This is a genomic window from Verminephrobacter aporrectodeae subsp. tuberculatae At4 (genome assembly GCF_000193225.1).
GTDB lineage: Bacteria > Pseudomonadota > Gammaproteobacteria > Burkholderiales > Burkholderiaceae_C > Acidovorax > Acidovorax aporrectodeae.
Genome location: NZ_AFAL01000952.1, coordinates 1 through 10,683 on the forward strand (window position 1 = coordinate 1; position 10,683 = coordinate 10,683).

General features: G+C 67.2%; 13 protein-coding genes. 11 read left to right on the forward strand and 2 right to left on the reverse strand.

Annotated elements, in window-relative coordinates; translation table 11 throughout:
- From VTU_RS0122595 to VTU_RS0122625, 7 genes are all read left to right on the forward strand, one after another.
- Positions 1–504, forward strand: a 504-nt coding sequence (locus VTU_RS0122595; protein ID WP_029554662.1) for an amidase family protein, incomplete at its 5' end; no start/stop codon positions are given.
- Between the two features lie 176 nt (positions 505–680).
- Positions 681–1,109, forward strand: a complete 429-nt coding sequence (locus tag VTU_RS33255; RefSeq protein ID WP_138928013.1) for a hypothetical protein — start codon at positions 681–683, stop codon at positions 1,107–1,109.
- Complete coding sequence (gatB, locus tag VTU_RS0122605) at positions 1,106–2,554, forward strand: Asp-tRNA(Asn)/Glu-tRNA(Gln) amidotransferase subunit GatB (protein WP_010109599.1); 1,449 nt, start codon at positions 1,106–1,108, stop codon at positions 2,552–2,554. Before VTU_RS33255 ends, gatB begins: the two co-directional genes overlap by 4 nt.
- A gap of 34 nt (positions 2,555–2,588) precedes the next feature.
- Positions 2,589–3,581, forward strand: a complete 993-nt coding sequence (gene truB, locus VTU_RS0122610) for a tRNA pseudouridine(55) synthase TruB (RefSeq protein WP_029554663.1) — start codon at positions 2,589–2,591, stop codon at positions 3,579–3,581.
- Positions 3,582–3,638: 57 nt separating this feature from the next.
- Positions 3,639–5,465: a translational GTPase TypA gene (typA, locus tag VTU_RS0122615; RefSeq protein WP_010109603.1), complete on the forward strand. Its 1,827-nt coding sequence runs from the start codon at positions 3,639–3,641 to the stop codon at positions 5,463–5,465.
- Between the two features lie 15 nt (positions 5,466–5,480).
- Positions 5,481–6,383, forward strand: a complete 903-nt coding sequence (locus tag VTU_RS0122620) for a DMT family transporter (RefSeq protein ID WP_010109606.1) — start codon at positions 5,481–5,483, stop codon at positions 6,381–6,383.
- On the forward strand, positions 6,353–7,447 hold the full coding sequence (locus VTU_RS0122625) for an enoyl-CoA hydratase/isomerase family protein (RefSeq protein WP_010109608.1): 1,095 nt from the start codon (positions 6,353–6,355) through the stop codon (positions 7,445–7,447). Before VTU_RS0122620 ends, VTU_RS0122625 begins: the two co-directional genes overlap by 31 nt.
- 17 nt (positions 7,448–7,464) lie before the next feature.
- Here VTU_RS0122625 and smpB read toward each other — a convergent pair whose 3' ends face one another.
- Positions 7,465–7,938: an SsrA-binding protein SmpB gene (gene smpB, locus VTU_RS0122630; protein ID WP_010109610.1), complete on the reverse strand. Its 474-nt coding sequence runs from the start codon at positions 7,936–7,938 to the stop codon at positions 7,465–7,467.
- A 113-nt stretch (positions 7,939–8,051) separates the two neighbouring features.
- On the opposite strand from smpB, the gene VTU_RS0122635 reads away from it, so the two are divergent.
- Genes VTU_RS0122635 through VTU_RS0122645 form a run of 3 tightly spaced genes read left to right on the forward strand, consistent with a single transcriptional unit; the run spans position 8,052 to position 9,062 of the window.
- Positions 8,052–8,492: a type II toxin-antitoxin system RatA family toxin gene (locus VTU_RS0122635; protein ID WP_010109613.1), complete on the forward strand. Its 441-nt coding sequence runs from the start codon at positions 8,052–8,054 to the stop codon at positions 8,490–8,492.
- Positions 8,485–8,838 carry an RnfH family protein gene (locus VTU_RS0122640; protein ID WP_010109615.1) on the forward strand — a complete coding sequence of 118 codons (354 nt, stop codon included), beginning with the start codon at positions 8,485–8,487 and terminating at the stop codon, positions 8,836–8,838. The genes VTU_RS0122635 and VTU_RS0122640 overlap by 8 nt, the downstream gene beginning before the upstream one ends.
- A 5-nt stretch (positions 8,839–8,843) precedes the next feature.
- Positions 8,844–9,062 carry a transporter substrate-binding domain-containing protein gene (locus tag VTU_RS0122645; RefSeq protein WP_010109617.1) on the forward strand — a complete coding sequence of 73 codons (219 nt, stop codon included), beginning with the start codon at positions 8,844–8,846 and terminating at the stop codon, positions 9,060–9,062.
- 65 nt (positions 9,063–9,127) lie between these two features.
- Here VTU_RS0122645 and VTU_RS0122650 read toward each other — a convergent pair whose 3' ends face one another.
- Positions 9,128–9,655: a DUF4124 domain-containing protein gene (locus tag VTU_RS0122650; protein ID WP_029554664.1), complete on the reverse strand. Its 528-nt coding sequence runs from the start codon at positions 9,653–9,655 to the stop codon at positions 9,128–9,130.
- Positions 9,656–9,818: 163 nt separating this feature from the next.
- Here VTU_RS0122650 and guaB point away from each other — a divergent pair.
- On the forward strand, positions 9,819–10,683 hold an 865-nt coding region (guaB, locus tag VTU_RS0122655), incomplete at its 3' end, for an IMP dehydrogenase (RefSeq protein WP_029554665.1).

Here is a 10,683-nt window from a genome sequence, read left to right on the forward strand (position 1 = left end):
CTGAGCCGCTTCGACGGCGTCAAGTTCGGCCACCGCGCGAAGGACTACACCGACCTGGCCGACATGTACCGCAAGACCCGCGCCGAAGGCTTTGGCGCCGAAGTCAAGCGCCGCATCATGATGGGCACCTACGTGCTCTCGCACGGCTATTACGACGCCTACTACCTGCAGGCGCAAAAGATCCGCCGCATGATCGCCGACGACTTCCAGAACGCCTTCAGGCACTGCGACCTGATCGCCGGACCGGTGGCCCCGACCGTGGCCTGGGAAATCGGCGCGCATGGCAACGACCCGCTGGCCGACTACCTGGCCGACATTTTCACGCTGCCCGCATCGCTCGCCGGACTCCCCGGAATCAGCCTGCCCGCCGGCCTTGGCGCAGACGCAATGCCCGTGGGGTTGCAACTGATCGGCAATTACTTTGGCGAAGCGCGCCTGCTGAACGCGGCGCACCGCCTGCAACAGGCCACTGATTTTCATTTGCGCCAGCCCGGGGCAGCGTGAGTCCGCCATGGAATTTGCTCCGGCCCCTGGCGATACCGACGCCCCGCATGCGGCTTTGCGTATCCAGTGGGTCGATGCCCTGCGCGGGTTCAGCCCTCTGACCGATCCCATCAACCAGGGCCGCTTTTGCCGATTTCCTGGGCCGCGCCATGGCGCTTTTGGAAGTGTGATCCGAGATGGCCGTTGAAGCGCCCACATTAAGCGGTCAGGAACGAAGCGCGTTGCGCGAGCAGTTGCGCAACGCGCTTCAAACCATTCCGACCGATGATTCTCCGGACAACTGGAGCGATGTCTATGTTCCCCTATCCCATCGACAGGCGTTAAACCCTGAGCGCATGCTTGTCGAAAAAATCTGGTTGCAAAACAAGGCCAGCGTTTTGCAGAAGATAGAGTCCATGCGGGACAAGGCACTTGTTCCATGGCAGAACGGCGCGCCAAATTCGGAAAGAATGGAGCGATTGCTCGCAACCCTGGAGCAAATCGGCATTGTCAGACCACGGAAGAAGAATGGGAACGAGCGTATCGAACTGCCCGACATCTATCGCTTGGCCTACAAAATCGGCCGCCGGGGCGGCATTTCCACGCAAAGAAAGCCAAAACCATGAGCGCCACTCCGTCAGTCCGCGGCTACGAGGTCGTTATCGGCTTTGAGACCCATGCCCAGCTTGCCACCCAAAGCAAGCTCTTCAGCCGCGCGCCCACGGCCTTTGGCGCTGCGCCGAATACCCAGGCCTGCGCGGTGGATCTGGCGCTGCCCGGCACGCTGCCCGTGATGAACCGCGCCGCCGTCGAATGCGCCATCAGGCTGGGGCTGGCGCTGGGTGCGCGCATTGCGCCGGTGAGCGTTTTTGCGCGCAAGAACTATTTCTACCCCGACCTGCCCAAGGGCTACCAGATCAGCCAGTTCGAGATTCCGGTGGTGCAGGGCGGCGCGGTCGATTTCTTGCTCGGTGCGGAAAAAAAGACCGTGCGCCTGGTGCGCGCGCATCTTGAAGAGGACGCGGGCAAGTCGCTGCACGAGGACTTCGTCGGCCAAAGCGGAATAGACCTGAACCGCGCCGGAACGCCGCTGCTGGAGATCGTGACCGAGCCCGACATGCGCTCGTCCGAAGAGGCCGTGGCTTACGCCCGGGAGTTGCACCGGATCGTGACCTGGATCGGCATCTGCGACGGCAATATGCAGGAGGGGAGCTTTCGCTGCGACGCCAACGTCTCGGTGCGCAGGCCCGGCGAACCCCTGGGAACGCGCCGCGAGATCAAAAACCTGAACAGCTTCAAGTTCATGCAGCAGGCGATCGACTACGAGGTCCGCTGGCAGATCGCGCAGATCGAGGACGGCCACGCGATCCGGCAGGCCACCGTGCTGTTCGACCCCGACAGCGGCGAGACCCGCGCGATGCGCAGCAAGGAGGACGCCGCGGACTACCGCTACTTCCCCGACCCCGACCTGCCGCCGCTGCATATCCCGGAGCAGTGGGTGCAGGAGCAGCGTGCGCGGATGCCCGAATTGCCGCGCAGCATGGCGGCGCGTTTCGTTGCCGACTATGGGCTGCCCGAATACGACGCCGCGACGCTCACGCAGAGCCCGGGCCTGGCCGCCTGGTTCGAGGCCGTCGCCCTGGCGAGCGGCCAAGCCAAGCTGGCGAGCAACTGGATCATGGGCGAGGTCTCGCGCCGCCTGAACCAGGCGGAGATCGGCATCGGGCAGGCCCCGGTGTCCGCGGCGCAGCTGGCGGCGCTGATTCGGCGCATTGCCGACGCAACGCTCTCCCATAGCGCCGCCCGGCAGGTATTCGACGCCCTGTGGTCCGGTGAGTCCGCAGACGTGGACGCGCTCATCGCCGCCAAGGGCCTCGCGCAGATGAACGACAGCGGCGCGCTGGAGCAGATCGTCGATGCGGTCATCGCCGCGAACGCCGAGAATGTGGCGCAGTTTCGCGCGGGCAAGGCGAAGGCTTTCAACGCGCTCGTGGGCCAGGTCATGAAGGCCAGCCAGGGCAAGGTCAATCCGCAGCAGGTGAATGAGCTGCTCAAAACCCGGCTCGCCTGAGCCGCACGCCCAGCGCGCCCATCATTCCGCCACCATGCAGTCCGCACCCCGCACCAGGGTGCAGCGGCGCCCCGTGCACGGGGTGCTGCTGCTCGACAAACCGCTCGGCCTGTCGAGCAATGCCGCCCTGCAGAAGGCGAAATGGCTGCTGCGCGCCGAAAAGGCGGGCCATACCGGAACGCTGGACCCGCTGGCCAGCGGCGTGCTGCCGCTGTGCTTTGGCGCGGCGACCAAGTTCAGCCAGTTGCAGCTGGACGCGCCCAAGACCTACGAGGCCATCGCGCGGCTGGGCGTGACCACGGCCACCGGCGACGCCGAGGGCGCCGTGCTGCAGCGCCGCGAGGTGGACCCGGCGCAGCTCACGGCCGAGCGGCTGGCCGCCGTGCAGCAGCGCTTTACCGGCCCCATCCACCAGTTGCCGCCGATGCACAGCGCGCTCAAGAAGGACGGCCGGGCGCTGTACGAATACGCGCGCGCGGGTGTCACGCTCGAGCGCAGCACGCGCGAGGTCGTCGTCCTGGCGCTGAAACTGACGCTGGTGCAGAGCGAGCCCCCGTCCGCAGACCTGAAAATAGTCGCCAGCTGCAGCAAGGGAACCTATATCCGCACGCTCGCCGAGGACATTGGCGCGGCGCTCGGTTGCGGGGCGCACCTGGTGTTCCTGCGCCGCACCGCCAGCGGCGGCATCGGCGTCGAGGGCTGCATCACGCTGGAGCAGTTCGAGGCCCTGCCCGAGGCCGCGCGCCTGGCCCGGTTGCAGGCGCCCGAGTCGCTGCTCGCCGGGCATGCGCGTGTCACGCTGGACGGCGAGAATGCAGCGCGCTTCCTGTCGGGCCTGCGCCGCCGCGGGCCCTGGCCGAACGCCCGTGCGGTCGCGGTTTTTGGCGACAATCCCCGGTCCCTGCTGGGAGTGGGCCATATCGCGGGCGGGGAGCTGATTCCCGACAGGCTCCTGAGCCCGCTGGAAATCCGACAAATCTTGCAAGGCAGTCCGCAACCCGAAGCGGGTGTTCTGCCCGGCAAATAGCAGCGCAATGAAACGGCTATTTGCGGGGCAGGACGCCCGCAGCACATTGGAAAAAACATGACGACTCCACAAATTCGCAATATCGCCATCATCGCGCACGTCGATCATGGCAAGACGACCATGGTCGATCAGTTGCTGCGCCAGTCCGGCACCTTCGCCGAGCACGAGAAGGTCGTCGATACGGTGATGGACAACAACGCCATCGAACGCGAGCGCGGAATCACCATCCTGGCCAAGAACTGCGCCGTGAGCTGGGAGGGGACGCACATCAACATCGTCGATACCCCCGGCCACGCGGACTTTGGCGGGGAGGTGGAGCGCGCGCTGTCCATGGTTGACGGCGTGCTGCTGCTCATCGACGCGCAGGAAGGCCCCATGCCGCAGACCCGCTTCGTGACGAAGAAGGCGCTGGCGCTGGGGCTCAGGCCCATCGTGGTGGTGAACAAGGTGGACAAGCCCGGCGCCAATCCGGACAAGGTCGTGAACGCCGCGTTCGACCTGTTCGACAAGCTCGGAGCCAGCGACGAGCAGCTCGACTTTCCCGTGGTCTACGCATCCGGAATCAACGGCTGGGCGTCGCTCGAAGAGGGCGCTGCCGGCGAGCAGTGGGGCCCCGACATGTCGGCCCTGTTCAACACCGTGCTGCGGCATGTGCCGGCGCAAACGGGCGACCCGGCGGCGCCGCTGCAATTGCAGATCTCGGCGCTGGATTTTTCCAGCTTCGTCGGGCGCATCGGCGTGGGCCGCATCGGCCAGGGGACGATCCGGCCCGGGATGGACGTGCTGGTCATGGAAGGCCCGGAGGGCAAGAGCGCCAAGGGCCGCGTGAACCAGGTGCTGACCTTTCAGGGGCTCGACCGCGTCCAGGTCAGCGAGGCGGGCCCGGGGAACATCGTGCTCATCAACGGCATCGTCGACATCGGCATCGGCGTGACGGTCACCGACCCCGTGAGCCCCGCCCCCCTGCCCATGCTCGAGGTTGACGAGCCCACGCTGACCATGAACTTCTGCGTGAACACCAGCCCGCTCGCCGGCCGCGAGGGCAAGTACGTGACCAGCCGCCAGATCTGGGACCGCCTGCAAAAAGAGCTCCAGCACAACGTGGCCCTGCGCGTGAAGGAGACCAAGGAGGACGGCATCTTCGAGGTCGCAGGTCGCGGCGAATTGCACCTGACCATCCTGCTGGAAAACATGCGCCGGGAAGGCTACGAACTCGCGGTTTCCAAGCCCCGTGTGCTCTACAAGGAAATCAACGGCGAGAAATGCGAGCCCATCGAACTGGTGACCGTGGACATCGAGGAAAGCCACCAGGGCGGAGTGATGCAGGCGCTCGGCGAGCGCCGGGGCGAGCTGGTGAACATGGAGCCCGACGGCCGGGGCCGCGTGCGTCTGGAGTACCGCATCCCGGCGCGGGGCCTGATCGGCTTTACCAACGAGTTTCTGAACCTGACGCGCGGCTCCGGCCTGATCGCGAACATCTTCGACCGCTACGAGCCGCACAAGGGCGAGATCGGCGGGCGCAAGAACGGCGTGCTGATTTCCATGGACGACGGGGAAATCTTCACCTACGCGCTGGGCAAGCTCGACGACCGGGGGCGCATGTTCGTGCGCGCGAACGACCCGGTGTACGAGGGCATGATCGTGGGCATCCACAGCCGCGACAACGACTTGGTGGTGAACGCCACGCGCACCAAGCAGCTGACCAACTTCCGCGTCTCCGGCAAGGAGGACGCGATCAAGATCACCCCGCCGATCGACCTCACGCTGGAATACGGCGTGGAGTTCATCGACGACGACGAGCTGGTCGAAATCACGCCCAAGTCCGTGCGCCTGCGCAAGCGCCATCTGACCGAGAACGAGCGCAAGCGCGCGGGCCGCACCTAGCCTCGGGGCTGGCCCATGCCGAAACTCACGCATTCGCGCGCGGTGTTCCTGATGGTCGTGGTGGCCCTGATGTGGTCCATCGCGGGCGTGGTCACGCGCCACCTGGAGCACGCGCGCAGCTTCGAGGTGACGTTCTGGCGCAGCCTCTTCACGCTGCTGTCGCTGCTGCTCATCCTGCCAGCGCTGCAAGGCCGGGCGGTGTTTGCGACGCTGCGCCAAAGCGGCCGCGCGCTGTGGATCTCGGGCCTGTGCTGGAGCGTGATGTTTACCGCGTTCATGGTCGCGATCCTGCTCATGCCGGTGGCGAACGTGCTCGTCACCATGGCCGTGGGGCCGCTGCTCACGGCGCTGTTTGCGCGCGTCCTCATCGGCCACCGCATCGCGCCGCGCACCTGGGTGGCGATCGTGCTCGCGGGCGTCGGCATCGCGCGCATGTACGGATCGCAGATGGCCGGCCTGCCGCTGGCCGGGACGCTGGTCGCGCTGTGCGTTCCGGTGGCCGCAGCCATCAACTGGACGGTGGTGCAGCATGCGCAGCGCCACGGCCAGGCGGTGGACCTGGTGCCCGCGGTGCTCGTGGGCGCGGCGATCTCGGTCCTTGCCATGCTGCCGCTGGCCCTGCCGCTGCGCGCCTCGCTGCACGACCTGGGCCTGCTGGCCCTGCTGGGCGTGGTGCAATTGGCCATTCCCTGCGTTCTCGCGGTGCGCTGCGGGCGCGTTCTCAAGGCGCCCGAGATGGCGCTGCTGGGCCTGCTGGAAGTGATCTTCGGCATCCTGCTGGCCTGGTTGGGCGCGGGCGAGGAACCCAGCATGGCCGTGCTCACGGGCGGCGCGCTGGTGATCGGCGCGCTGGTTTTGAATGAAATTCTGGGCTGGAGGGAGCAGAGATGGCAGAGCCGCTCGTTGCAGAGGTCCTGAGCGAGGTGCGCGCCCAACTGGGGTTCATCACGCTGAACCGCCCGCACGCGCTGAACGCGCTGTCGCTGGGCATGGTGCGCGAGCTGACGCGCGTCCTGCGGGCCTGGCAGGACGACGCGCGCGTGCTCGCGGTGGCGCTGCGCGGCAGCGGCAAGCAGGGGCCGTTCGGCGTCTTCTGCGCCGGTGGCGACATCCGCTTTCTGCACCAGGCCGGCAGCCAGGGCAACCCGCTGCTCGATGATTTCTTCACCGAGGAGTACACGCTCAACCACCTGATCCACAACTACGCCAAGCCCTGTATCGCGTTCATGGACGGCGTCGTGATGGGCGGCGGAATGGGAATCAGCCAGGGCGCCGCGCTGCGCGTGGTGACCGAGCGCACCCGGATGGCCATGCCCGAGACGGCCATCGGCCTGTTCCCCGACGTGGGCGGCGGCTACTTTCTGAGCCGCTGCCCCGGCCGCGTGGGCGAATGGCTGGCGCTCACCGGCGAGAGCATCGGCGCGGGCGACGCCATCGACAACCGGCTCGCCGACGGCTTCCTCGCAGCAGACCGCCAGGCCGCCCTGTGGGACGCGCTGGGCGCGCAGCGCTTTGCCGACGGCGCGGCGGTCAGGGACTTCGTGGCTGCGCAGTTCGTGGCTCCGGGCGCGGGCCGAACGCTCGCCAGGGCCGGGATCGACGCGTATTTCTCGCTCCCCACCGTGGGGGAGATCGTGCAGGCGCTGGAAGCCGCCGACAGCGACTGGGCGCGCGCCTGCGCGGCCACGCTGCGCAAGCGCTCGCCGCTGATGCTGCACGTGGCGCTCGAGCAGATCCGCCGTGCGCGCGGCATGCGCCTGGCCGACGACCTGCGCATGGAGCGCGACCTGGTGCACCATTGCTTCCATCTGCGTCTCGGCCAGAGCGAGACGCTCGAGGGAATCCGCGCGCTGGCCGTGGACAAGGACCAGGCGCCGCGCTGGAACCCCGGCCGCATCGAGGACGTGAGGCCCGAAATGGTCGCGCCGTTCTTTGCAAGCCCCTGGCCCGCGCACGCGCACCCGCTCGCGGCCCTGGCCTGATATCCCGTCCCGCGCCCTCAGCGCCCGTGCCGCTTCATCGCGCGCTCGACCTCGCGCTTGTCTTCGCGCTCCTTGATGGTGTTGCGCTTGTCGTGCTCGGCCTTGCCCTTGGCCAGGGCGATCTCGCATTTCACGAGGCCGTTCTTCCAGTGCAGGTTCAGCGGCACCAGGGTGTAGCCCTTTTGCTCGACCTTGCCGACCAGGTGCCGGATGTCGTCCTTTTTGAGCAGCAGCTTCTTGGTGCGCGCCGCCTCGGGGTGCACATGCGTCGACGCGGTCTTGAGCGCCTGGATCTGGCAGCCGAGCAGAAACAGCTCGCCGTCGCGGATCAGCACATAGCCGTCGGTCAGCTGCGCCTTGCCCGCGCGCAGCGCCTTGACCTCCCAGCCGTGCAGCACCATGCCGGCCTCGTGGCGTTCCTCGAAGAAATAGTCGTAGGCCGCTTTCTTGTTGTCGGCGATGCGGGACGCGGGATCGGGTTTTTTGGCCATGGAGGTTTGGATGCGGCGCAGGCCGGGAGACGCATCCCTACAATTTGTCGTCGCCGCGCCAGCGCGATTCTAAATTCTCCCGGCCCGCGCGCCCTGCCGCAGGCAGCGTCTGCATGAAAACCGTCCACAAGTCCGTCCTCATCTGGTACAGCCCCGAAGAAATGTTTGCCCTGGTCACGGGGGTCGCGCACTATCCCGAGTTTCTGCCGTGGTGCGAGCGCGCGCGCGTGCTCGAGCAGACCGGGGACGGAATGACCGCCGAACTCGGAATCGCGCTCGGCGGCGTGCGCCAGACCTTCGTCACGCGCAACACGCACGAAGCGGGCCGGCGTGTGCAGATGCAACTCGTCAAGGGGCCGTTCTCGCGGCTCGACGGCGACTGGCATTTCCATCCGGTGGGGGACGGCACGCAGCGCGCCTGCAAGGTGGAACTGCGGCTCCACTACGGCTTTGACAGCAGGGCGCTGGCGGCGTTGGTGGGGCCGGTGTTCGACCGCATCGCCGCGAGCATGGTCGATGCCTTCGTCAAACGCGCGCAGCAGGTCTATGGCTGAGGGCGCCGGCAGGGCCACGGTGCAGGTCACGGTGGTGGTCTGCGTGGCCGCGCGCACGCTGCGCGAGTGGACGCTCGAACTGCCCGTTGGCGCCACGGCCGCTGACGCGCTGCGCGCGAGCGGGGCCGATGCCTTGCTGCCGCCGCAACCCGCTTGCCCAACGCTGGGGATATGGGGCCGCGTGGTCAGGCCGGATACACCCCTGGCGCACCTCGACCGGGTGGAGGTCTACCGGCCATTGCAGATCGACCCGAAGACCGCGCGCCGCGAGCGCTTTGCCCGCCAGGGCGCGCGTGCTGCGGGCCTGTTTGCCCGCCCGCGGCCGGGAGGAGGCAGTCCGGACTGAATTCCATGCTCGCCAACCAGAGCCTGAAAGTCCGCCCCGACGGCGACATGGCGCTGAAATTCGGCTTCGGCCGGCAGGCGAACGCGATGACGGTGCGCAAGGATGCCTTTGAGTTGCACCAGTGGCTGAACAACACGATCTACTACATGAAGTCCAACGGCGAACTCGACGAGATCGCGCGCAAGTGGATCGGCTCCCCGCTGCATGAACTGCCCACGTTCTGACGGCCTCGCGCTGCCGCAGCGGCTCGGGCAAGAGCACGTTGCTGCGCTGCCTCAACGGGCTGGACTCAGCGCACGCAGTCCGAGGCGACGATTTCGTCAACGCGCTTGGCCTCCGCCGCGTAGGCGGGGCCATCGAGGAAGATGCGCTCGCCCTGGGCGTTGGCCTGGGTGATCGGTTTGCCCGCGTCGAATGCTGCCTTGGCGGCACGCGCGCGCGCGCAGTTGTCTGCCTTGGCCTTGGCGACCTTTGCCTCTTCGGCCTTTTTCTTGGCCGCTTCCGCGGCTTCGGCCTGGGCCTTTTTCTCTTCCAGTTCCTTGTCCTTGCCGCTGCCCGGCGCGCTGGCGGCCGGTTTCGCCGCGGACGCTGGCGCTGGCGCGCTCTGCGCTCCCTCGGCGGAAGCCGGCGGCGCGGACGGCTGGCCCCCACCCGGCTGCTTGAGAATGTTTTTTTCGGGAATGTCCGCCGGAGGCGGGAGGTCGCTGAAGACCTTGTGTCCGTCCTTGTCGATCCACTGCCACTGCGTTGCGCCCACGGACCAACTGCTGGCGCAGGTGCAGGCGACGACCAGCAGGAGAAGCTTGTGCATTTGCATGCGCACGAGTGTAATCGCGCGGCCCGCCGCCCGCCAGTGCATGGACGGCGCGCAGACGACCGTGGCCGTGGCCCGCAAGCCGCCGCGCGCCGGGATTCTTCGGCCACGTTGCCTTTATGCGACGCAGGGCGCGCGGGTACAATCCGTTTTTTGGAGCCTTCTCATGCGCCTTCTCGGAAAAGCGCTCACCTTCGACGATGTGTTGCTGGTGCCGGCGTATTCCCAGGTCCTGCCCAAGGACACGTCCCTCGCGACGAAACTCTCCCGCAATATCCCGCTGAATCTGCCGCTCGTCTCCGCCGCCATGGACACCGTGACCGAGGCGCGCCTGGCGATTGCCATCGCCCAGGAAGGCGGCATCGGCATCGTGCACAAGAACCTCACGCCGCAGGAGCAGGCCGCGCACGTGGCCAAGGTCAAGCGCTACGAATCGGGCGTGCTGCGCGACCCCGTGGTCATCACCCCCGAGCACACGGTGCGGCAGGTGCTGGAATTGTCCGAGCAATTGGGAATCTCCGGCTTTCCGGTGTGCGACGCGGGCAAGGTGGTCGGCATCGTCACCGGGCGCGACCTGCGCTTCGAGACGCGCCACGACATCCCGGTGCGCCAGATCATGACGCCGCGTGAAAAGCTCATCACGGTCAATGAAAGGCAGGCAACGACGCCTGCCCAGGCCAAGGCGCTGCTCAACAAGCACAAGCTCGAACGCATCCTGGTGGTGAACGACGCCTTCGAACTCAAGGGCCTGATCACGGTCAAAGACATCACCAAGCAGACCAGCTTTCCCAACGCCGCGCGCGATGCCGCGGGCCGCCTGCGCGTGGGCGCCGCGGTGGGGGTCGGCGAGGGCACCGAGGAACGCGTGCAGGCGCTGGTCAAGGCCGGGGTGGACGCGATCGTGGTGGACACGGCGCACGGCCACAGCAAGGGCGTGATCGAGCGCGTGCGCTGGGTCAAGCGGAACTACCCGGAAATCGACGTGATCGGCGGCAACATCGCCACCGGCGCAGCCGCGCGCGCGCTGCTCG

What these genes read in the sequence shown, in the direction of transcription:
- typA (WP_010109603.1), top strand. Translation starts at nt 3,639, where the DNA reads ATGACGACTCCACAAATTCGCAATATCGCCATCATCGCGCACGTCGAT.
- VTU_RS0122645 (WP_010109617.1), top strand. Translation starts at nt 8,844, where the DNA reads ATGCTCGCCAACCAGAGCCTGAAAGTCCGCCCCGACGGCGACATGGCG.
- gatB (WP_010109599.1), top strand. Translation starts at nt 1,106, where the DNA reads ATGAGCGCCACTCCGTCAGTCCGCGGCTACGAGGTCGTTATCGGCTTT.
- VTU_RS0122635 (WP_010109613.1), top strand. Translation starts at nt 8,052, where the DNA reads ATGAAAACCGTCCACAAGTCCGTCCTCATCTGGTACAGCCCCGAAGAA.
- VTU_RS0122650 (WP_029554664.1), bottom strand. Translation starts at nt 9,655, where the DNA reads ATGCAAATGCACAAGCTTCTCCTGCTGGTCGTCGCCTGCACCTGCGCC.
- VTU_RS0122640 (WP_010109615.1), top strand. Translation starts at nt 8,485, where the DNA reads ATGGCTGAGGGCGCCGGCAGGGCCACGGTGCAGGTCACGGTGGTGGTC.
- VTU_RS33255 (WP_138928013.1), top strand. Translation starts at nt 681, where the DNA reads ATGGCCGTTGAAGCGCCCACATTAAGCGGTCAGGAACGAAGCGCGTTG.
- smpB (WP_010109610.1), bottom strand. Translation starts at nt 7,938, where the DNA reads ATGGCCAAAAAACCCGATCCCGCGTCCCGCATCGCCGACAACAAGAAA.
- VTU_RS0122620 (WP_010109606.1), top strand. Translation starts at nt 5,481, where the DNA reads ATGCCGAAACTCACGCATTCGCGCGCGGTGTTCCTGATGGTCGTGGTG.
- VTU_RS0122625 (WP_010109608.1), top strand. Translation starts at nt 6,353, where the DNA reads ATGGCAGAGCCGCTCGTTGCAGAGGTCCTGAGCGAGGTGCGCGCCCAA.
- truB (WP_029554663.1), top strand. Translation starts at nt 2,589, where the DNA reads ATGCAGTCCGCACCCCGCACCAGGGTGCAGCGGCGCCCCGTGCACGGG.